Origin of the sequence: Oceanibaculum nanhaiense (genome assembly GCF_002148795.1) — a bacterium.
Taxonomy (GTDB): Bacteria; Pseudomonadota; Alphaproteobacteria; order Oceanibaculales; family Oceanibaculaceae; genus Oceanibaculum; species Oceanibaculum nanhaiense.
The window spans coordinates 1-20,356 of record NZ_MPOB01000018.1 but is presented as its reverse complement, the minus strand read 5'-3'; the positions used below and the strand labels follow the sequence as shown (position 1 = coordinate 20,356).

At 61.5% G+C, this 20,356-nt stretch carries 28 protein-coding genes and 2 pseudogenes; 21 read left to right on the top strand and 9 right to left on the bottom strand.

Translation table 11 applies throughout. The annotated features are described in order from the left end of the window. A partial coding sequence (locus tag BKM74_RS18035) for an MFS transporter (protein WP_086467084.1) occupies window positions 1-1,146 on the top strand: 1,146 nt, incomplete at its 5' end. 77 nt (window positions 1,147-1,223) lie between these two features. Here BKM74_RS18035 and BKM74_RS18030 read toward each other — a convergent pair. After that, window positions 1,224-1,496, bottom strand: a complete 273-nt coding sequence (locus BKM74_RS18030; protein ID WP_008946232.1) for an SHOCT domain-containing protein — start codon at window positions 1,494-1,496, stop codon at window positions 1,224-1,226. 172 nt (window positions 1,497-1,668) lie between these two features. Between BKM74_RS18030 and BKM74_RS18025 the strand changes: the two genes are divergently transcribed. From BKM74_RS18025 to BKM74_RS17980, 10 genes and pseudogenes are all read left to right on the top strand, one after another. Then, complete coding sequence (locus tag BKM74_RS18025; RefSeq protein ID WP_008946233.1) at window positions 1,669-2,052, top strand: hypothetical protein; 384 nt, start codon at window positions 1,669-1,671, stop codon at window positions 2,050-2,052. A 139-nt stretch (window positions 2,053-2,191) separates the two neighbouring features. Then, entirely contained in the window at window positions 2,192-3,658 is a 1,467-nt protein-coding gene (locus tag BKM74_RS18020) for a multicopper oxidase family protein (protein WP_086467083.1), read from the top strand. 24 nt (window positions 3,659-3,682) lie between these two features. Beyond that, window positions 3,683-4,129, top strand: coding sequence for a DUF411 domain-containing protein (locus BKM74_RS18015; RefSeq protein WP_099045587.1), 447 nt, complete (start codon window positions 3,683-3,685; stop codon window positions 4,127-4,129). A 12-nt stretch (window positions 4,130-4,141) separates the two neighbouring features. Next, entirely contained in the window at window positions 4,142-4,300 is a 159-nt protein-coding gene (locus tag BKM74_RS18820; protein WP_176342611.1) for a hypothetical protein, read from the top strand. Next, window positions 4,297-4,755: a c-type cytochrome gene (locus BKM74_RS18010; protein WP_008946237.1), complete on the top strand. Its 459-nt coding sequence runs from the start codon at window positions 4,297-4,299 to the stop codon at window positions 4,753-4,755. Before BKM74_RS18820 ends, BKM74_RS18010 begins: the two co-directional genes overlap by 4 nt. After that, complete coding sequence (locus BKM74_RS18005) at window positions 4,755-5,300, top strand: TlpA family protein disulfide reductase (protein ID WP_008946238.1); 546 nt, start codon at window positions 4,755-4,757, stop codon at window positions 5,298-5,300. Before BKM74_RS18010 ends, BKM74_RS18005 begins: the two co-directional genes overlap by 1 nt. A gap of 341 nt (window positions 5,301-5,641) precedes the next feature. Continuing rightward, window positions 5,642-6,334, top strand: coding sequence for an SCO family protein (locus BKM74_RS17995; RefSeq protein ID WP_008946239.1), 693 nt, complete (start codon window positions 5,642-5,644; stop codon window positions 6,332-6,334). Next, the gene (locus BKM74_RS17990; protein ID WP_008946240.1) at window positions 6,331-6,843 is read left to right on the top strand and encodes a hypothetical protein; all 513 of its coding nucleotides are present in this window, start codon (window positions 6,331-6,333) and stop codon (window positions 6,841-6,843) included. The genes BKM74_RS17995 and BKM74_RS17990 overlap by 4 nt, the downstream gene beginning before the upstream one ends. Further along, entirely contained in the window at window positions 6,836-7,570 is a 735-nt protein-coding gene (locus BKM74_RS17985; RefSeq protein WP_008946241.1) for a cytochrome c biogenesis CcdA family protein, read from the top strand. The genes BKM74_RS17990 and BKM74_RS17985 overlap by 8 nt, the downstream gene beginning before the upstream one ends. A 170-nt stretch (window positions 7,571-7,740) precedes the next feature. Next, window positions 7,741-8,075: pseudogene (locus BKM74_RS17980) on the top strand (integrase core domain-containing protein); the annotation flags it as partial. A gap of 75 nt (window positions 8,076-8,150) precedes the next feature. On the opposite strand, the gene BKM74_RS17975 reads toward BKM74_RS17980, so the two are convergent. After that, window positions 8,151-8,588, bottom strand: a complete 438-nt coding sequence (locus tag BKM74_RS17975) for a MerR family transcriptional regulator (RefSeq protein ID WP_008946243.1) — start codon at window positions 8,586-8,588, stop codon at window positions 8,151-8,153. Window positions 8,589-8,681: 93 nt separating this feature from the next. Here BKM74_RS17975 and lspA point away from each other — a divergent pair, with 93 nt between their 5' ends. Genes lspA through BKM74_RS17940 form a run of 7 tightly spaced genes read left to right on the top strand, consistent with a single transcriptional unit; the run spans window position 8,682 to window position 13,127 of the window. Then, on the top strand, window positions 8,682-9,161 hold the full coding sequence (lspA, locus tag BKM74_RS17970; RefSeq protein ID WP_008946244.1) for a signal peptidase II: 480 nt from the start codon (window positions 8,682-8,684) through the stop codon (window positions 9,159-9,161). Further along, window positions 9,158-9,595: a disulfide bond formation protein B gene (locus BKM74_RS17965; protein WP_008946245.1), complete on the top strand. Its 438-nt coding sequence runs from the start codon at window positions 9,158-9,160 to the stop codon at window positions 9,593-9,595. Before lspA ends, BKM74_RS17965 begins: the two co-directional genes overlap by 4 nt. After that, window positions 9,592-10,245: a DsbA family protein gene (locus tag BKM74_RS17960; RefSeq protein ID WP_008946246.1), complete on the top strand. Its 654-nt coding sequence runs from the start codon at window positions 9,592-9,594 to the stop codon at window positions 10,243-10,245. The genes BKM74_RS17965 and BKM74_RS17960 overlap by 4 nt, the downstream gene beginning before the upstream one ends. 1 nt (window position 10,246) lies before the next feature. Beyond that, window positions 10,247-10,834 (top strand): SCO family protein, encoded by a 588-nt coding sequence (locus BKM74_RS17955; protein WP_202802417.1) that lies wholly within the window; start codon window positions 10,247-10,249, stop codon window positions 10,832-10,834. Further along, window positions 10,831-11,307, top strand: coding sequence for a copper chaperone PCu(A)C (locus BKM74_RS17950; protein WP_008946248.1), 477 nt, complete (start codon window positions 10,831-10,833; stop codon window positions 11,305-11,307). The genes BKM74_RS17955 and BKM74_RS17950 overlap by 4 nt, the downstream gene beginning before the upstream one ends. Next, window positions 11,304-11,912, top strand: a complete 609-nt coding sequence (locus BKM74_RS17945) for an SCO family protein (protein ID WP_008946249.1) — start codon at window positions 11,304-11,306, stop codon at window positions 11,910-11,912. Before BKM74_RS17950 ends, BKM74_RS17945 begins: the two co-directional genes overlap by 4 nt. Before the next feature lie 3 nt (window positions 11,913-11,915). Next, window positions 11,916-13,127 carry a M23 family metallopeptidase gene (locus BKM74_RS17940; RefSeq protein ID WP_083859879.1) on the top strand — a complete coding sequence of 404 codons (1,212 nt, stop codon included), beginning with the start codon at window positions 11,916-11,918 and terminating at the stop codon, window positions 13,125-13,127. Window positions 13,128-13,618: 491 nt separating this feature from the next. Here BKM74_RS17940 and BKM74_RS17935 read toward each other — a convergent pair whose 3' ends face one another. Further along, window positions 13,619-14,035, bottom strand: coding sequence for a hypothetical protein (locus BKM74_RS17935; RefSeq protein WP_008946251.1), 417 nt, complete (start codon window positions 14,033-14,035; stop codon window positions 13,619-13,621). 163 nt (window positions 14,036-14,198) lie between these two features. On the opposite strand from BKM74_RS17935, the gene BKM74_RS17930 reads away from it, so the two are divergent. The 3 genes and pseudogenes from BKM74_RS17930 to BKM74_RS17915 all read left to right on the top strand — a co-directional run bounded on the left by BKM74_RS17930 (window position 14,199) and on the right by BKM74_RS17915 (window position 15,527). Beyond that, entirely contained in the window at window positions 14,199-14,495 is a 297-nt protein-coding gene (locus BKM74_RS17930) for a cyclic nucleotide-binding domain-containing protein (protein ID WP_202802418.1), read from the top strand. A 234-nt stretch (window positions 14,496-14,729) separates the two neighbouring features. Further along, window positions 14,730-15,053: pseudogene (locus BKM74_RS17925) on the top strand (YnfA family protein). Between the two features lie 84 nt (window positions 15,054-15,137). After that, the gene (locus tag BKM74_RS17915; protein WP_008946253.1) at window positions 15,138-15,527 is read left to right on the top strand and encodes an MFS transporter; all 390 of its coding nucleotides are present in this window, start codon (window positions 15,138-15,140) and stop codon (window positions 15,525-15,527) included. A gap of 77 nt (window positions 15,528-15,604) precedes the next feature. On the opposite strand, the gene BKM74_RS17910 is transcribed toward BKM74_RS17915, so the two are convergent. From BKM74_RS17910 to BKM74_RS17880, 6 genes are all read right to left on the bottom strand, one after another. Continuing rightward, window positions 15,605-15,877 carry an SHOCT domain-containing protein gene (locus BKM74_RS17910; protein ID WP_008946254.1) on the bottom strand — a complete coding sequence of 91 codons (273 nt, stop codon included), beginning with the start codon at window positions 15,875-15,877 and terminating at the stop codon, window positions 15,605-15,607. A 12-nt stretch (window positions 15,878-15,889) separates the two neighbouring features. Then, the gene (locus BKM74_RS18630) at window positions 15,890-16,615 is read right to left on the bottom strand and encodes a hypothetical protein (RefSeq protein ID WP_140056122.1); all 726 of its coding nucleotides are present in this window, start codon (window positions 16,613-16,615) and stop codon (window positions 15,890-15,892) included. A 25-nt stretch (window positions 16,616-16,640) separates the two neighbouring features. Next, window positions 16,641-16,844: a DUF2933 domain-containing protein gene (locus BKM74_RS17900; protein WP_086467081.1), complete on the bottom strand. Its 204-nt coding sequence runs from the start codon at window positions 16,842-16,844 to the stop codon at window positions 16,641-16,643. 515 nt (window positions 16,845-17,359) lie between these two features. Further along, the gene (locus BKM74_RS19125; RefSeq protein ID WP_086467079.1) at window positions 17,360-17,596 is read right to left on the bottom strand and encodes a GDCCVxC domain-containing (seleno)protein; all 237 of its coding nucleotides are present in this window, start codon (window positions 17,594-17,596) and stop codon (window positions 17,360-17,362) included. 11 nt (window positions 17,597-17,607) lie between these two features. Next, complete coding sequence (locus BKM74_RS17885) at window positions 17,608-19,959, bottom strand: heavy metal translocating P-type ATPase (protein ID WP_086467078.1); 2,352 nt, start codon at window positions 19,957-19,959, stop codon at window positions 17,608-17,610. A 133-nt stretch (window positions 19,960-20,092) separates the two neighbouring features. Continuing rightward, window positions 20,093-20,356: hypothetical protein (locus tag BKM74_RS17880; protein WP_456152415.1), on the bottom strand; the 264-nt coding region annotated here is incomplete at its 5' end.

The following is a 20,356-nucleotide window of genomic DNA, read 5'->3' as shown; positions in this document are numbered from 1 at the left end:
CGGCTTCTGGTCGCGCTCGATCTGTGCCGGGCGGCGCTGGTCCTGCTGCTGCCCTTCGTCACCGAAATCTGGCAGATTTATGCGCTGGTCTTCCTGTTCCAGTCCTTCTCCGCCGCCTTCACGCCGGCCTTCCAGGCAACCATTCCCGACATCCTGCCCGGGGAACGCGACTATACTAGGGCGCTCTCCCTGTCGCGGCTGGCCTATGACCTGGAATCGCTGCTCAGCCCGCTGCTGGCCGGGCTGCTGCTGACCCTGGTCAGCTTCCACTGGCTGTTCGCCGGCACGACGCTCGGCTTCCTCGCCTCGGCCGCGCTGGTTGTCTCGGTGCTGCTGCCCTCGCCGCAACCGGCAGCGGGACAGGCGAGCTTTGGCCAGAGGCTCACGCGCGGCTGGCGGCTCTATCTCGCCACGCCCCGGCTGCGCGGGCTGCTGGCGCTCAGCCTTGCCGTGGCGGCGGCCGGCGCCATGGTGATCGTCAACACTGTCATTCTGGTGCGCGAGACGCTCGGCGGCAGCGACCGCGATGTCGCGCTGTTTTTCGCCGCCTACGGGCTGGGGTCGATGATCGTGGCGCTGACCCTGCCGCGCCTGCTGGAGAATCTGTCCGCGCGGCTGGTGATGCTGGCGGGCGGCGCCGGCCTTGCGGCCCTGCTACCCCTCGCGGCCACAAGCCAGGTCTACGCCGCCACGCTGGCCCTTTGGCTGCTGCTGGGCGCGGCCTCGGCACTGGTGCAGACGCCGGGCGGGCTGCTGCTGAAACGCTCCTCCCATTCCGAGGACAGGCCGGCGCTGTTCGCCGCGCAGTTTGCCCTGTCGCATGCCTGCTGGCTTCTGACCTATCCGCTGGCCGGCTGGCTGGGGGCCGTGCTGGGACTGGGCACAACTTTCTATATCCTGGCGGCGATCGCGGCGGCGGGTACGGTGATTGCCGCCCTGGTCTGGCCGTCGGGCGATCCCAGCGTGGTGCCGCATGAGCACCCCGAACAATCGCACAGCCATGCGCATACCCATGACGCGCACCACCAGCATGAGCATGAAGGCTGGGAAGGGCCCGAGCCGCACAGCCACCCGCACCGGCACGCGTCGCTGCGACACAGCCATGCTGTGGTGATCGACGATCATCACCCGGTCTGGCCGCGGTAACACAGAAAACAAAAAGGCCCGTGCCCCCTAGGCACATTCACCTGGGTCACGGGCCTTCATTTGCCTTAACCGAGCGGTCAGGACATATCCGCTTTTCGCTGCAGATAATCGTCGCGGTCGATCTCCCCGCGTGCATAGCGTGCCTTGAGAATGTCGAGCGCGCTGTTATGAGACGGTGTTGCCGAATGCGGCTGATGCCCTGCCCCCAGCCATCGGAACAGCAGGGTGAGCACCACCGCCAGCACAGCGATGAACAGGATGGCCGAGAGGCCGTGGAAGGCCATTCCCCAGAACCATCCGCCACCGTCATAGCCCATCATCGCACCGGGCTGATGCCAGTTCTGCCACATGATATCCTCCCTTCAATCGACCTGGCGCAGGGCGCCGGTACGGCGGTCGATTGCCAGGCGCTGGACCAGCGAGCCCTCCTGGGTGACGATGTCGGCCAGGATCTCGCAGCTACAAAGCTGTGGATGTGATGAATGTCGATTCAGCTCATTGCACACAATCAACTGCGACACCTTGGAACTCGACAAGTCTCCGGCGGTGATCTATGAACTCATCATGACTAGGTTCGTAACGATTTTCGTTTTCGCCGCGCTCACCGCATTCGCGGTCGGGTCGGTTACGAGCGTGACGAGCGCGACTACGATGTCTCTCAAGATGGCGCTCGCCGATGCCGGCGCCATGGATATGTCCGACTGTCAGGGCTGCGGCTCCGACAGCGGTGACAACAATGGCGGGATTGACTGCGACATGGTCTGCGTCGCTCCGATTCTGGCCAATCTTAATCTGGAAGTCAGTGTGCCTGCGGTGATCGGTATGTCCCCGTCGGCAAGCGCCTTTTATGACCTTGTCGGCCGGACAGGTCCGCCCGAACCCTACCCTCCCCGTACTCTCATCTGATCGGACGCCGGTCGGGGTGTGCTCCGGCCGCTTCGCCCTGTTGCACTTCCCGTGCAATCGCGCGTAGTCGCTGCTCAATTCATGCGCTGACTGTGTCTGCGCATCTGAAGCAAAGCGGAAATCAGATGAGAGCAAAACGATGTCATCAATCATCAAATCGGCGCTGTCGCGTCGGACCCTGCTGAAAACATGCGCGGCTGGCGCAGCCAGCCTCGGAATGCCCGCGTTCCTCTCGTCACCTGCACAGGCGGCGGGTGTCCGAGAATTTTCATTGCAGGCTGCGCCAGGGCTGGTGCGACTCGTACCGGAGCCGCACGGCGAGACGCCAGCCTGGTGCTATAACGGAACCGTCCCTGGGCAACAAATCCGCGTGCGACAGGGCGAACGCCTCCGGATCGCTGTCGAGAATGGCCTCGCCGAAGAGACCACCGTCCACTGGCATGGGCTCAGGGTGCCGAACGCCATGGATGGCGTCCCGCATCTCAACCAGCCGCCGATTGCGCCGGGCGGGAGCTTCGTCTACGAGTTCGATGCGGTCGACGCCGGTACCTTCTGGTACCACCCGCATCAACGCAGTTTCGAGCAGGTCGGGCGAGGGCTCTACGGGCCGCTGATTGTCGAAGAGCCCGAACCGCCAAGAATCGACCGGGAGCTTGTCTGGGTACTCGACGACTGGCGGCTCACAAAGTCTGCTGAGATCAGCGACGATTTCGGCAACGGCCATGACATGAGTCATAGTGGCCGGGTCGGCAACACCGTAACCATCAACGGCCGCGTGCCGGACGTGCTTCCGGTGCGCAACGGCGAGCGTATCCGGCTAAGGCTTATCAATGCCGCAAACGCGCGCATTTTTGGCCTCGACTTCCAGGGCCACACACCGACAGTCATCGCGCTCGACGGCCAGCCGATAACGCCGCATGCGCCCGCCGGCGGTCTCGTCGTGCTCGGGCCTGCCATGCGGGCCGACATCATGCTCGACATGACCGGCAAGCCGGGCAGCCGCGTCTCGGTTATCGACCGGTTCTACCGGAATCTCGAATACCGACTGGTCGACCTCGCCTACGATGAGACGCCGCTTAGGGACACCACGCCCGACTGGCCCATTTCCCTGCCCGCCAATCCTTTGCCCGAACCCGATCTCGCCGGAGCGCATCGCCATGAGGTGATCTTCAACGGCGGCATGATGGGCGGAATGGTAATGGCAGAGATGGGCGGCAGCATGGGCGAAGGCAGCCGGGCTGGCATGGGCGGCGGCATGATGGGGATGATGCACAGGCAGGGCATCTGGTTCGTGAATGGCAAGGCCGCTGAAGGCCATGTCCTCGACCCGATGCTGACCCTCGAACGCGATGGCAGCCATGTGATCGCCATGACCAATGCGACGGCCTGGCACCACCCGATCCACCTGCACGGCCATTCCTTCCGCGTGATCTCGCGCAACGGCGAACCGACACGTCACCGCGAATGGCAGGACACGGTGCTGATCGCACCGAGAGAAAGGGTCGAGATCGCCTTCGTCGCCGACAATCCCGGCGATTGGATGTTCCACTGCCACATCCTCGAACACCAGGCGGGCGGGATGATGGGTGTCATCCGCGTTGCCTGATCCACGGAATCAAGGAGAGCCACCATGCGTAACCCTATTGCCGCCGCCCTCGCGACCGTTGTGCTGGGTGTAGGTGTTTATTTCACGAACATATCTTTTGCGATCGCCGAGGAGGTGACCCTCTACAAGAACCCGCAATGCGGCTGCTGCGAAGCCTATGCCGACTATCTGCGCGACAACGGCTTCACTGTCACCGTCAAGCCGACCCACGAGCTCGTCACCATGAGTCGCGAAGCCGGCATTCCGGATGACTTCCAGGGCTGCCACCTCGCCTTGATCGACGGCTATGTGGTGAGTGGCCATGTGCCCGTCACGATGGTCAACCGGCTGTTGAGCGAGCAGCCCAACATCAAAGGTGTAACCCTGCCCGGCATGCCGATGGGCTCGCCCGGCATGAGTGGTACCAAGACCGAGGCCTTCATGATCTACACCGTGGGCGAAGACAAGCCTTCCATCTACGCGGTCGAATAAGGAGAGTTTCCAATGAATAACGCACCGACCGGCATGGGTATGGGCATGATGGAAGGCATGGGCGGCATGATGATGTGGGGCATGGGCCTCATATGGCTGCTCGTGATCGTCCTGCTCATCCTCGGAATCGCGGCGCTGGTAAAATATCTTTTCGGAGGTAGCCGTCGATGAAGCGCGCCGGTCTCGGCGCCGCGATACTGCTCGGCGGATGCGTCGTGGCCGGGCTGCTCTGGGTCGGACTTGGCCAGAGCGGCTCGGTCGTGCGGACTGCCGAACAGCTCGAACGCGGAGCGGATATCTACGCCACCAACTGCGCCTCCTGCCATGGCGCGAAGCTCGAAGGCCAGCCGGACTGGAAGCGTCGCCTGCCGTCCGGTCGCTTACCCGCACCGCCTCATGACGCGTCCGGGCACACCTGGCATCACCCCGATGACGTGCTGTTCCGCATCACCAAAGAAGGGCCTGCCGTCGTCGTCGGTGGCAGCTACGAGAGCGACATGCCTGGCTTCAACGAGGTGCTCTCCGACGACGACATCCGTGCGGTCCTGGACTTCATCAAGAGCACCTGGCCCGAGCGCGAGCGGCAGCACCAGGCCACGATGAGCCGCGAAAAGGAGGCAAGCTGATGAATTCCTTGCCCGCGTTCGGGTTCGTGCTGGGGCTGGTATTCTCGACCGCCGCGATGGCGGAAGGGCCGAATGCCGTCCCGCAGCACGACACGCCGGTGCCGCTCCCCGCGATCTCGTTTGCAGACGAACACGGCACCCCCCTCACGCTCGACCGCTGGCGCGGCAAGGTCGTCCTTCTTAACGTCTGGGCCACCTGGTGCGCCCCCTGCCGTCATGAAATGCCGACACTGGACCGGCTTCAGGCAACGCTCGGCAGCGAGCGCTTCCAGGTCGTGACGCTGTCGATAGACCGTGCTGGCGCCGGTGTCGTCCGCCGGTTCTTCGATGAGATCCGCATCCGGCATCTAGGCATCTTCATCGACGAGACAATGAAGGTATCGCGTGACCTCAAAATATTCGGCCTCCCGGCGACACTGCTCATCGGGCCGGACGGTCGGGAACTCGGCCGGCTGATCGGACCGGCCGTATGGGACACGGCGGAGATGGTCGCCTACTTCGAGAGCGTCATTGCCGAACATACAGGAAAGGAACCAAGACAATGATTGGTGAACAGAAAGCCATGGAAGATTCCCGTCCGATACCGTCATCGGCAAGGCCGCCCTGGATGACGCCTCGCCGGATCGTCTTGGTTGCAGGCACCGGAGTCCTGGGCGCCGGGCTTGCCCTCAACTGGGGCTGGCTGACGGCTGTGGGCGTCGCGCCGATCCTGCTCAGCCTCGCCCCCTGCGCCGCCATGTGCGCGCTAGGCCTCTGCATGCGCGGCGGCGGAACAAAGTCATGCTCAACCCACGGCAAGGCAGGCGTCGGGCCTCAGTCACACAGCCGCCGGGAATGACAGCGCAGACAGCCAGCGCCGAACGGGCGGATATTTCAGGGAGACGACATGCATTTTGCACGACTGACCGCATTGCTGATTGCCATGCTTGCCTATGCTATGCCGGCTGCGGCGCATCATCCCGGCGCCGACCTCGACAAGGTCATGGGCAGCAAGGAACAGTTCTTTCAGGCCATTGACAGCCCGGTGCCGCCGTTCGAACTGGCCGATGCTGATGGGAAAGTGGTTCGCTTGTCAGACTTCACCGACAGGATCGTTGTGCTCAACTTCATCTTCGCAGGCTGCGCCGATGTCTGCCCGCTGCACTCCGCCCTGATCGCGGACGTTCAGTCGAAGATCAACGTCACGCCGATGAAGGACATGGTCCAGTTCATCACGGTGACGACCGATCCCGAGGTAGATACGCCCGATGTCATGAGGAGCTATGGCGAGGCGCATGGCCTCGCCCCGAACAACTGGATGTTTCTCACCCGACGCCCAGGCGATACCGAGGACGCGACGCGAACCCTCTCGGAGACCTATAACGTCAAGTTCGAGCCGCTTGATGACGGCCAGCAGATGCATGGCGTCGTCACGCATGTGATCGACCGTGACGGGCGGTTCGCCGCCAAGTTCCATGGCCTGCGCTTCGAGCCCCTGAACCTGGTGCTTTACATCAACGGCCTGACCAACGCCCCCTCTCGCCCGTCGAGGCCGGCGGAGACGGGCTGGTGGGACAGCGTCAAGGAGCTATTCCGATGACGGCAGCGCATTCAAGCGAAGAGCCTGTTCGCGCCGCAGGTCCCGTCGAATGGCTTTCGGCGCTGCGGCGATACATCATCTTTGTCGCCGCCGCGAACCTCGTCTGGGAGTTCGCTCACATGCCGCTCTATACGCTGTGGGAAACAGGGTCGGCGAGTGAGATCGTGTTCGCCGCCGTGCATTGCACGGGCGGCGACATCTTGATCGCGCTGAGCGCGGTCATGCTGGCACTGTTTTCCGTCGGCACTCCGGCCTGGCCAACCGTACGAACAGGCCGGGTCGTCGTGCTGACGGTGGCGCTCGGGCTTGGCTACACGGTGTTCAGCGAATGGCTCAATATCGAGGTGCGGCAGGCATGGGCCTATCGGGATTTGATGCCGGTTATCCCTGGCATCGATGCCGGGCTCAGTCCGATGCTGCAATGGATCATCATTCCCCTGGCGGCATTCTGGTTCGCGACCAAAAGACGTCCCGGACAGAGCCGAATGGCGGCTAGTACCAATGTTTGAGCTGTCGGGCATCGGTATTGCCGCCGCTTTCGTAGCCGGCACAATCTCTTTCGTTTCCCCCTGTGTCCTCCCGCTGGTGCCGGGTTATGTCTCTTACGTCGCAGGACAAACAGCCAGCGGAAACGACCGCGATGCCAACGGCCGCCGCCAAGCCATCGTCATGAGCCTGTATTTTGTGCTGGGTTTCTCGACCATCTTTATGATCCTGGGAGCAAGCGCGACGGCGCTCGGTCAGATGCTTCTGAGCTATCGCTACGAACTGAACCTCGTCGGTGGTGGTATCATCATCCTGTTCGGCCTGTTCATGATCGGTATGGTACGGATCGCCATGATGCAGCGCGAGGCCCGCTTTCATTTGTCCATCACCGCAGGCCAGCCGCTATCAGCCTATGTCATAGGGCTCGCCTTTGGCTTCGGCTGGACGCCCTGTATCGGGCCAATCCTTGGCGCCATTCTCACGGCGAGCGCGGCCACGGCAACGGTTGGTGAGGGGGTTGTGCTGCTTGCCATTTACTCGGCCGGGCTTGGTGTGCCGTTCGTGCTCGCTGCCGCCTTCACCGACCGTCTGATCTGGCGCCTGCGGGCGATCGGACGCATTGGACGCCGGCTGCATCAGATCGCCGGGCTGCTCATGGTGGCAATGGGCGTCGCCATGGTTACTGGGCAGCTTTCGGCGCTGTCCTACTGGCTGCTGGATGCTTTTCCGATACTGGCGACGGTCGGGTGACTCCAAGGGCTTGTGCCGGAACCCACAACCGCCCGCGTTCCACGTCCCGGTAGGCGGCTCCGAAGGCTTTGCCCCCCACAAGCTTTGAAGCGCTAATGTTCCTCCCTGTAAGCCGATGGAGACAATACACTAAGGACTCATGCTGGCTCTCGGACGAATTCGCGCGGACACGGGAATATCCCTGCATGATCGTTAGCGATAATGGCAATGAGCTGACCGCCAACGCCATGCTCCGATGGCAGCAGGATCGCACCGTCGCATGGACTATATTGCACCGAGTAAGCCAAAGCAGAACGGCTCCGTCGAAAGCTCCAATGGCCGGCTGCGCGACGAGTGCCTCAACGAGCATCTGTTCGTCAGCTATCGGCACGCACGCGCGATCATCGAAGACAGGCGGGTCGACTATAACCTCAACCGACCCCATACGAGCCTCCAAGGGCTCACACCCCACGAATTTGCAACCCGGTCCCGAGAGGATCACAACATGAACGGAGCTAACTTATAAACGCGGACATAACGGGGAGAAGGTCAGCGCCGTTACTCTAACTTCTGGATCGTCTGAACCTTACCGCTCAACGTTTCAAAATCGGTCGCCTGGGGCTGCATGACTTTCCGCCGCGCACTGTGAGTGATCGCTTAACACCTCAATGATCCGACACTCGGAAATACTGCCGCCTCGGCATTGGGCGATCATACGGGATAGTTCCTGTTTCAGTGCTTGAAGCTGTCTTAGACGCTGTTCGACTTGGTCGAGTTGTTCGACGGCGATAGCGTCAGCTGCTTCGCAGGGACGATCAGGTTGATCCGACAGGCTCAGCAGGTCACGGATCGCGGGCAAGGAGAAACCTAATTGCCGGGCATGTCGTATAAAAGCCAGGCGTTCAACGGTTCGGAGCGGGTAAAGCCGCTGTCGGCCAGCGCTTCTATGCGGTTCGGGAAGCAAGCCGATCTGCTCGTAATAGCGGATGGTTGGAACTTTCACCCCAGTCTCCAAGGCGACCTGGCCGATGGAATACATGTAAACACCCTCTTGTAACTCTAGTGACTAGAGATACTAACCTCCTCCTCGGATTACCTCAAGACAGCCCGCAACCAGAACCGGAGGGGAAGAATGCTCAAGCGGGTAAGCATCGTCGCGACCATCGCGGCCTTTGCGCTGTTGGTCGACCAGGCAACGAAATGGCTGGTGTTGACCAAGCTCGCTGGACAAGCGCGCGTTATTGAGATCACCAATTTCCTTAATATTGTCGTCGGCTTCAATACAGGGGTCAGCTTCGGCATGTTCGGCGGCATCTTCGAGGGGCGCCCATTGCTTCTCGTTCTTTTGACGCTCGGCATCACCCTAAGCATCCTCATTTGGGCGCTGAAAACCCACACGGCAGGTGAGCGCTCGGCGCTGGCGCTGATTGTCGGTGGTTCCCTCGGCAACGTCATTGACCGATGGCGCCAGGGCGCGGTGACTGACTTCATTGATTTCCATTGGGGCGATTGGCATTGGCCGACGTTCAACGGTGCTGACGTCTTCATCGTTGCGGGCGCATTGATGATGTTTGCCCAGGCATTGCGTTCCGAAAGGACTGAGGGACAATGACGACGCCCAAAGACAGACCAATAGGCAGTATCGGTTGGTCGTGTCTGTTCGGCGCATGGCTAATCGCGCTGGCGGCAACACTGGGCGCCGTTTACATCGGCGAGATTTTCGGTCTGACCCCTTGCCAGCTTTGCTGGTACCAGCGGATCGCTATGTTTCCCTTAGCATTGATTTTGGGTGTCGCCTGCCTGCGGAATGACGCTGGTGTTGGTTGTTATGCCTTGCCGCTTGCGCTCGCAGGCGGCGGCGTGGCGCTCTGGCACAGCCTGCTTTATGTCGGTTGGCCGCCGACCAGTATAGAGCCTTGCCAGGCGGGCGTTTCCTGCACTGGAGCGGGAATGACCTTTATGGAACTGCCCTTGCCCATGTTGTCGTTGGGAGCTTTTCTCGCCATCTCTGTGTTGCTCCTTGCTGGAAAGAGGAAAAGCCAATGATCACTCGCCGCACTTTGGTACTTGGCGTCGCCGCCGCTTCGCTGGGCGGCTTCGCCGCGGCCGCGCTGCTCGCGAGGCGGCAGCAGGAGCAGAAATCGACGCCTCTTTCTTTGCCGCCCGGCAGCTCTCTTGTCCGCGATTATTCGCCAGTGCTGGGTCGAAAGGATACACCAGTCACCGTTGTCGAATTTTTCGATCCAGCCTGCGAAGCGTGCCGGGCGTTCCACCCTATCGTTAAGCGCATACTCGGCACCTACCCACAGCAAGTTCGCGTCATATTGCGATATGCGACCTTCCACCAAGGTTCTGACGAAGTGGTGAGCATGCTAGAAGCCGCGCGCCTGCAGGATATGTTTGAAGCGGTGCTCGAAGCGGTGCTTGAAGCGCAGCCAGCCTGGGCGGCGCATGACCAACCTCGCCTGAATATCGCCTGGGATGCCGCCGCACGAGCCGGTCTGGATGTTGACCGTGCGCGGCGGGAGCGAATGCTGCCAGGGCTGGTTGCGCGGCTTAATCAGGATGCGGCCGACGTCGCAGCGCTTGGAATTAGGCAAACGCCCACTTTCTTCATCAATGGCAAGCCACTTCCTTCTTTCGGCTCGGAACAATTGTTAGAAGCAGTGGCCTCGGAGGTTCAGGCTCTTGGCTAGGTTGCGTATCTTTCTGTGGATCATGGTAGCGCTTGCCGGAATGGGTTTTATTGGGCTCTACGCCTGGAGGGGGGCTTTTCAAGAAGAGGCCAGCCAACCTGCATTGGATACCATTCGTGCAGACTACTCTCTAACCAGCCACACGGGCGAGACGGTAACGGAAGACCGTTATCTGGGGAAATGGCAACTCGTTTTCTTCGGTTTCACCCATTGTCCTGATATCTGCCCGACCACCCTGGCCGAGGTGGCAACGGTGATCGACGGGCTGGGCGATGTCGCGCGCAACGTTCAACCGCTCTTTATCTCCGTCGATCCGGAACGTGATTCTCCGTCGGCAATGGCCGAGTATGTCACGGCGTTCCATCCGGCGCTGGTTGGTCTTACCGGAGAACCGGGGGCCGTCGCCAAAGCGGCCCGGGCCTTTTCTGCCTATTACGAGATGCAGCCCGAGAGAGGGGCTCACGATGGCTACACCATGTCGCACAGCTCGGCCCTGTATCTATTGGACCCGAAAGGCAGGTTCGTCCGCCTGTTTGCCTATGGGACACCGGCGGCGGAAATCATTGAAGACCTAAAGGAAAGATTATGAAGATTGTAGCGAAAGGGCTGTTTATTGCCCTCGCCCTAATTGTTGGCCTCCTTTACGCCAGGCCCGGCACGGCGGAAACCGCGCAAGCCGGCGATATTACGGTGGAGACTCCATGGGCGCGCGCCTCTATCGGCACCTCTCGACCAGCAGCGGCTTATATGATGATACGTAACGAAGGAAGCGCAGCGGATCAGCTGATCGGTGTGGAATCGCCTCTCTCCGGCATGGCCGAAGTCCACAAGGTCGAGATGAAAGATGGTGTAGTTTCCATGTCATCCGTCAGTCCGCTGCCCATTGGACCAGGCGAAACCGTGACGCTGGCGCCAGGTGGGCTGCATGTCATGCTAATGAAGCTACGGCAGCCGCTTGAGAAGGGCGCCGACTTCCCGCTCACACTGACTTTCGAAAGGGCTGGAAAGCTAACGCTCGACGTACCTATCCATAGCGTCGGCGCAATGGCACCGGAGAAGTGAACAAGCGCAGGTTGCTGCTAGGCCTGGCCGGTCTTGCCGCGCTGCTGGCCGTGACCCTGTTCGCTGGCTGGTGGCAGGTCGATGGCCCTGGGGCCATTACACCCCGGCTTCCCAAGGCCGCCGGTCCGCCACCTCTCGCGCAGGCCGCAATGACGCTAACCGACCATGAGGGCCGGCGTATTAGTCCGGCAAACTGGGTGGGGCGTCCGACCCTTCTGTTCTTCGGCTTCACCTACTGTCCAGATGTTTGCCCTACCACACTTTCTGACATTACTGGCTGGCTCGAAGTCTTGGGTGAGGACGCACAGGATATGAATGTCGCCTTCGTCACTGTAGACCCTGAACGTGATACCGTGGAGACCATGTCTGAATACCTAGACATGTTCCACCCGTCCATTGTCGGCTATACGGGCACACCCGACGACATCAAGAAGACGGCCGATTTCTTTGGGGTCTTCTACGACAAGGTTAAGACCGAGGGAGGTTATACAATGAATCATACCGCCACGGTCCTCCTGTTCGATGCGGCGGGCAATTTCCAGTCGACTATCGATTATCACGAAGCACGTGAAATCGCCGTCCCAAAGATCAAGAAGGTTCTTTGAGCTGTGAATTCTATCCCGGTATCGGGGCAGATTGGCCGCCCCATCTTCCAGGCGATGACTTTTGTTGGATTGCTAGCCATGTGGGGGATGGGCTTTCCATCCTTGTCTTGGTCCCAACCCCATACCAAATCACCCGCCGCCGAAGCGGAGGAACGATCAATCATTGCCAAGCCGGGTGATACGCTGGGAACAATGTTGGGTCGCAGTGGTGTTGATAGGGCCGTTCAACGAGAAGCAGTTCTAGCCATTGTCGCCGAGTTCGACCCGACTGAACTGCGCCCTGGCGATATATTGACTGTGCGATCTCCTTGGAATGACAAGAGTGCAGTGAAGAGAATTTCGTTGACGACGCGCCTCGGCGTGCGCCTAGACGTTGTCTTCTCTAAGGGTGCACAAACCATCCTGGTCGAGCCCGAACTGAGCAGCATCGAACACGTAGCTAAAGCGAAAATTGAGAATAGCCTCTCTGAAACGCTGAACAGGATAGATGCGCCGGAACGCTTTGCAGTGGAATTGGCTGCCTTTTTTTCAAATCTCTATGACTTCCGCCGCGATCTGCGAAGCGGTAACGAAATCGCCATCATCTGGAGCGAGAGCATCGATGAGAAGGGAATCGCTGTCGGCGAGCCGAAACTGTCCTACGCGAGATTAGCAACAAAACAGAGTGTGCTGGAACTCCTCATACTGGACGAGGATAGCACCGCAGCACTTTATCGTGACGGCGATCTCGTGCAGAGAATCCGGGCGCCGGTCGAAGGAGCGAGACTGTCCTCGGTCTTCGGACGAAGAAAGCATCCAGTTTACGGAAGCGTACGCCTGCATACCGGGGTGGACTATGAGGCGCCGGCAGGCACACCGATTTCCAGCACGGCTGCTGGCCGGATATCATTCCTTGGTCGGTTGCGGGGCTATGGCCGTGTCATCGACATAGATCACGGAAATGGCGTTACGACCCGTTATGCCCATTTATCGAGCTTTGCCAAAGGCCTCTCGAAACAGGCATGGGTTCAAGCCGACCAGGTCATCGGGACTGTCGGAGCCAGCGGCACGGCGACTGGGCCAAATCTTCACTATGAGGTGCGGCTCGACGGGCGTCCAATCGACCCGCTTGCCGCGCTGGTACGAGCGCAACCAATAGCCTCAGCCAACAACCCCAGAGAAGTCAAACACTTGACCGCCTCACGAATAATTGTCGGTCCAGCAAACGGAGCATAAAGTATGAGTAGAAAATCGAAAGGGCTGTCCCAACGCAATTGGGCGATATTTTTTGCCTTAATTCTGCTGGTGATCATTTTTTACGCTGTAAGCGTTATTAAGATATCGGACAATCTCGCGCAGTAGGCATGGTGCAGAGTTGGTCAATTTTATATGATTGACGCATATACCCGGCAAGAATGTCGCTGCGCATCACCCGTCCGTAATGCGCAGCTTCCGGACTGTCTTCACGTAATCGGCGGAGATCAAGAGGCGGCCCCAACCTGACTTCATTCTTCTCAAGCTTGCGGCTTCTCGGAAAGGGGGCAGGACCGGGATCCAGCGTTCTCCAATTGATAGACGTCCGGTAATCTCGCGCTTGCATACCCCGGTTATGGTTCTTCTGGCGTCTCGGATATGCCAGAGTACGTTCAGTTCCTGCAGTCATTGTGGCGCCGCCACATTTCAGTGTCGTGGCCCTCAGGCACTGCATCGCAGGAGTCGGCGCCGTCTTAGCCACGTAATTCGTTGTAGCGGGCGATTTGCTCAACCGTCAGCAGCAGCGGCGTCTCGAGATGGCGCGACACGTAAATGAAGCGCAAGTCGGCCCAGGCTTCGGCGGTAGCGTCGGTCAGGGCTCGCAGCGCATCGGGCGTCGGATCGTCCGCGCGGAAGGCCGCCTCAATGGCCGCCTCGGCCGCGATGAGGCGCTCGCCCGCTGCCTGTGCTTCGGCCTGCATGGCGGCGAAGATCGCCTCGATCGTCAAGACCTGGTCTGGCGAAAGACCGATCCCGTCCTTCAGTTCCAGAAGATGCGCCGGGCCCGGCACGCCGTTCAACTCGGCCGCTAGGGCAAGGCTCCAGCCGCGGCCTGCGCGCAAATCCTTGATGTCCTCGGCAGATAGGCTCTTGATCTCGCGGCCTTCCATCCCAGCATAGAGGGAATGGCCCTGATGCTGGGCAACCGCACTGACGGGAATGGCCAGAACGATACAAGGAGCGCGAGACGGATCATCGGGAAACTCCTATGGTTTTCTTTTGGTTTTCTTTCCTCTCTCGCATCTGGCGGCAGCGTTGCATATGATTGCGATCATGTTCGACCTGTTCGAGCCTCTCTTCGCTGACGCGGTCGCGCGCGAATTCGCCGCTGGAGACCTGCTGTTCCGCGCCGGCGACCCGGTGGTGTCGATGATCCTGCTCCGGGCCCGGCAGGCCGAGCTGGTCCGTCACACGGGCCATGGGCTGAAGATGATCCTGCAGCGCGCCGGGCCCGGGCATATCCTCGCGGAGGCGTCCGCCTGGTCGGACTCCTACCATTGCGATGCGGTGGTGCCGGAGCCCCGCCTAGCGGCGCTCCTACCGCGCACGGTGTTCCTCTGGCGCGACTGAGATCGGACCCCGACCTTGCTGAACTCTGGACTAGAAACCTAGCGCGGCTCAGGCGGCGCGCCTCAGAGCCGAGATCCGATTACAGCCGCGAGTCGAGGATCGTCTCGATGCCTGGCTCACCGAAGGCCCCAGCCTGCCGGAAAAGGGCCGCTGGCAAGAGGTGGTCGCCGAACTCGGCGTCTGGCGCGAAGCCCTCTATCGCGAATTGTCGCGTCGCCGCACGGAGAACCGCGCATGACTTTCGTCTGGTATCTGATCGCGGCGTTCGCGGAGATCGCAGGGTGCTTCGCATTCTAGGCTTGGGCGCGGCTGGACAAGTCAGCACTCTGGCTGATCCCGGGCCTTGCCAGCCTCGCGCTGTTCGCCTGGATCCTGACGCGGGCCGACAGCACGCTAGCGGGGGGCGCCTATGCCGCCTACGGCGGGGTCTATATCGCGAGCTCCATGCTGTGGATGTGGCTGGTCGAGCCCCCCTCCCCGCCTGACCGATGGGATGTCGCCGGGGCGGCTATCTGCGTCTTCGGTGCAGCAGTAATCCTCCTGCCGCAAAGAACCTGAGCGCATGGACCATCATGACCTGCTGTCCGGTCTGGTGCGGCTGCACATTCTGCACCATGCAGCGCAGCACCCGGTCTGTGGCCAATGGATGATCGACGACCTGGCGCGGCACGGCCGGCCCTGTTCGCCGCGCAGTTCGCCCTGTCGCATGCCTGCTGGCTGCTGACCTATCCGCTGGCCGGCTGGCTTGGTGCGATGCTCGGGCTGGAGGCTACCTTCTATGTTCTGGCAGCGATCGCGGCGGTGGGAACAATGATCGCCGCGCTGGTCTGGCCGGCGGGCGATCCCGGCGTGCTGCCGCACGATCATCCCGAACAGGCGCACACCCATCCGCATACCCATGACGCGCACCACCAGCATGAGCATGAAGACTGGGAAGGGCCGGAGCCGTACAGCCACCCGCACCGGCACGCACCGCTGCAGCACAGCCACGAACTGGTGATCGACGATCATCACCCAGTCTGGCCACAGTGATTTGTGGGAAACAGACAGGCCCGTGACCCAAGTGAAACCGCCTGGGCCACGGGCCGTCGCTTGTCGTCACGGAGCGGTCAGGACAGATCGGCTTTTCGCTGCAGATAATCGTCGCGGTCGATCTCCCCGCGCGCATAGCGTGCCTTGAGGATGTCTAGCGCACTACCGCCGGACTGCGTCGTTGCGTGCGTCTGGTGCCCTGCCCCCAGCCATCGAAACAGCGGGGAGAGGACCACCGCCAGCACGGCGATGAACAGGATGGCCGAGAAGCCGTGGAAGGCCATTCCCCAGAACCATCCGCCACCGTCATAGCCCATCATCGCACCGGGCTGATGCCAGTTCTGCCACATTATATCCTCCCTTCAATCGACCTGGCGCAGGGCGCCGGTCCGGCGGTCGATTGCCAGACGTTGGACCAGCGAGCCCTCCTGGGTGACGATATCGGCCAGGATTTCGCCATGCTCGGTGGGCTTGATCTCGCCGAGCTTCAGCCGCGGGTTGCCATGCCAGTCGAGGCGGCGCTGCAGCATCTCCCTGACCTGGTCAGGCGTGATCTCCTGGTCGTAGCGGTCCGGCATGCCATAGATCATGCCCTGGCCCATCATACCGGGGCCCATCATACCGGGGCCCATCATGCCGGGGCCCATCATGCCGGGATGCATCATCCCAGGCCCCATCGCCCCATAGCCCCGCATGCCATAGGTGCCACGATCGTCATAGCCCTGCATCATCGGACCGGGCATGGCGTAGCCATTGCCCCATCCCCGCATCATCGGCATCGCCCCCGGAAAACGATCACTATCCGGTCCACCGGGCGACTGTTGCATCCAGCCACCTGGCAAGCCACCGGGCCAGCCACCCGGCATGCCTTGCCCCTGCATCATCCCGGGACCAGCGCCCATACCCGGCCCCATGCCTGGCACCATACCGGCACCGGGCATACGCTGACCCGGAACAGCAGAGTCCGTCTGGTTGCCCTGCCCGCTGGTCTGCGCCAGCGCAGCCGGGGCCATGTTCATGCCGTGTATTGCCAACAGAAGCGCCATCGAGGTCGCGCCGATGAGGATGGGTCGGATCAATCTCTTCATGATCTTGTTCCTTTCCTGAGGTCGTTCATTTGCCATTGCCATGACCGCCATGGCCCCGATGCATGAAGACATGCAGGCCGATGCAGATCAGCAGAGGCAGGAGGAGAGGCAGCGCTTCGGCGACCTGGAGCCGGTATTCGACCCACAGAAAGATCGCCAACGCCGCCAGCATGAGGCAGACGGCGTAGCCTGCCGGCGTATTCAGAAAGCCTGTTTGGTTCGTCTTCATATGCTTGCTCGCTTGTCGATGAGGGGAACACCGTCCGCGTACCGGCGGCGGCGTGGCCTCGCGACAGACGCGAGGCACCATCAGACGGGAGCGGGCAACCTGGGAGGGTGCCTGGCGGGAGAGTGACCCGCGCGGGCGAGCCGATAAGGTCTGGCGTAAAGAACGCCTGCCTGCCCGGCAGCATCGATTCGAAACGCAGTCGGCAACACGCCAAATGTCAGACAGAGCTGAACGCATCCGCAGTCGAGAAGACCAGAGGTCATGGCCCTTTCACAGGGATGCGCAGCAGTCGCGGCGTTAACCGTATCCGCCGCCACGACAGAGTGCGTAGCCTGCTGAAAATCATGGCGCTGGGCGCTTGCAGCAGCGAAGGCGTCCGGTGCGGACAGCAGCAGCAGGCAGCATAGGGCCGCCATCCGCACAATATCTGCAAAGCCGCGTTTCATGCTGTCACGCCTATCCGTTTTCAGCTGTGACATCTTGCTCCCGATCCAGCGCAAGCACATTGATGCAGATCAACCGCTATCCGGGGCACAACATCCGCCTGCATTGCCGCTGTCTCGCGCTTCCTGGACCGGCGGACAGGGCATATCGCCGTAGGAGCAGAATACACAGCAATCGCCCGCGAGAGGTCGGAGCAGGCTTTTGCAACCCTTACACTCGTAGAAATACAGGCAGGCATTTTCCGGCATTACTTCCGCCGAGACATGCCCGCATTCCGGACAGGTGAGCGTCGATTGCAGCACCGCCATCGTACCTCTCCTTAATCGCGCAGCCTGACGGCGCGCAGCCGCAAGGCATTGCCGATGACGCTTACCGAGGACAGCGCCATGGCGGCGGCGGCGAAGATCGGGGACAGCAGGATACCCAGGAACGGGTAGAGGATACCGGCCGCGACCGGCACGCCGGCCGCATTGTAGATGAAGGCGAAGAACAGATTCTGCCGGATATTCCGCATCGTCGCCTCGGACAGGCGCCGTGCCCTGACGATGCCCATCAGATCGCCGCTCAGCAGGGTCACGCCGGCGCTCTCGATGGCGACATCGGTGCCAGTGCCCATGGCGATGCCGACATCCGCCGCGGCCAGCGCCGGGGCATCGTTCACGCCATCGCCGGCCATCGCCACCACGCGGCCTTCCTCGCGAAGCTTCTTCACCACCGCCGCCTTCTGATCGGGCAGCACCTCGGCCTCAACCCGGTCGATGCCGAGCTTCCTGGCAACGGCCTGTGCCGTGGTCCTGTTATCCCCTGTCAGCATCACCACAGAGATGCCATCGGCATGCAGAGCCTTGATGGCGGCGGGCGTGGTGTCCTTCACCGGATCGGCAATCGCCACGACTCCGGCAGGCTTGCCGTCCACAGCCGCCAGAATCGCGGTGGCACCGTCCTGACGCAGAGCGTCGGCGATTTCTTCAAGGGCCCCCGTTTCGATATCGTGCTCGCCAAGGAACCGGGCATTGCCCACCACGAGCTTTCGTCCATCGACCGTACCCAGCACGCCCTTGCCGGTCGGCGAATCGAAGTCGCTGGCTTGCAGCAGGTCGAGCGACCGTTCCCTGGCGGCGGCCACGATGGCGGCGGCGAGAGGGTGCTCGCTGCCCTGTTCGAGGCTGGCAAGCAGGCGCAGAAGATCATCTTCTCCGAATCCGTCTTGCGCCCTGATCGCTATAACCTTGGGCCGGCCCTCCGTCAGGGTGCCGGTTTTGTCCACAATGACGGTATCGACCTTCTCCATGCGCTCCAGCGCTTCGGCATTCTTAATCAGGACGCCCTCCTGAGCCCCCCGCCCGACGCCGACCATGATCGACATTGGCGTCGCCAGCCCAAGGGCACAGGGACAGGCAATGATCAGCACGCTCACCGCCGCGATCAGCGCATACCCCATTGCCGGCGCCGGTCCCCAGAGAGACCAGGCCGCGAAAGCCAGCAGCGCAATCAGGATGACCGCTGGCACAAACCAGGAGGAGACCACATCCGCCAGCCGCTGGATCGGCGCGCGCGAGCGCTGCGCCTCGGACACCATGCGCACGATCTGCGCCAGCATCGTGTCTCGGCCAACCTTCTCTGCCCGCATAACGAAGCTGCCCTGGCCGTTGATGGTTCCGCCAATGACCTTGTCATCCGATTGCTTGCGGACCGGCATCGATTCTCCGGTTACCATCGATTCATCGACGCTGGAGCCGCCCTCAAGAACCATCCCATCGACCGGCACCCGGTCGCCCGGACGTACCCGCAACCGGTCACCAGCCTGAACACGGTCCAGTTCGACCTCCTCTTCGGTGCCATCTTCCGACAAGCGCCGCGCCGTGGTCGGCGACATGCCGAGCAGCGCCTTTATCGCGCCAGAGGTCGTCTCCCGCGCCCGCAATTCCAGCACTTGCCCGAGCAGCACCAGGACGGTGATCACCGCCGCCGCCTCGAAATAGACCGCCACTGCCCCATCGGCATTGCGGAAGGCTGCGGGGAAGATCTGCGGCACCAGGGTGGCGACGATGCTGTACAGCCAGGCGACACCGGTTCCCATGGCAATCAGGGTGAACATGTTGAGCGATCGATTGGCCACTGACTGGCAGCCCCGGACAAAGAACGGCCAGCCCGCCCAAAGCACGACCGGTGTCGCCAGGACCAGTTGGATCCAGTTCGATGTCTGCGCCGATATCAGATGTGACAGCCCGATCAGATGGCCGCCCATCTCCAGCAGAAAGACGGGAACGGTCAGTACAAGGCCGATCCAGAACCGGCGTGACATATCGGCGAGTTCGGGGTTTGGGCCATGCTCCAGCGAGACCTCCGCCGGTTCCAGCGCCATGCCGCAGATCGGGCAACTGCCTGGCCCAACCTGACGGATCTCCGGATGCATCGGGCAGGTATAGATTGCGCCGGCATCCGTCTCTTTCTCGGCAGGCTTATCGCCGAGAAAACTCTCAGGCGCCGCGACGAACTTTTCCTGGCACCGCGCCGAACAGAAATAGAAGGTGTGCCCCGCATGTGCGGCACGGTGCTTCGTCGCATGAGGGTCAACCTGCATGCCACAGACGGGATCGGTCGCGGTCAGGGCGCTATTGTCTTTGGCTTGCGCATGGCCGCCGTGGTGATGATGGCCGTGATGGTCCATGTCAGTACCCCTTGGTCGGATTGGAGCCCTGCCACGTCTCAGCGCTTTGAGGCTGCTTGTCGCAGCAGCAGAACGCGCAGTGTGCCCATTTCCACCAAGGTGGGGCTTCCAGCGTTGGGAAGGTCAAGACCTTTTAGCCGTGACCATGGCTGTCCGACTCGACCGGATTGCGCGCCAGGAAAACCCGCATAAACAGGAATACCAGTGCCATCCCGATAACGCCGAGGATGACGATCAGCGGGTCGGATTGCCATTTCATGATGGCGAAGGCCGCGAGTACCACCGTGTCGAGCGCGATGGCTGTCAGCAGCACCCATCCTTTCGCGCCGATCTCCTCACGCAGATGCCGGAACACACCAAAATGGATGATGATGTCCATCACCAGATAGAAAAAAGC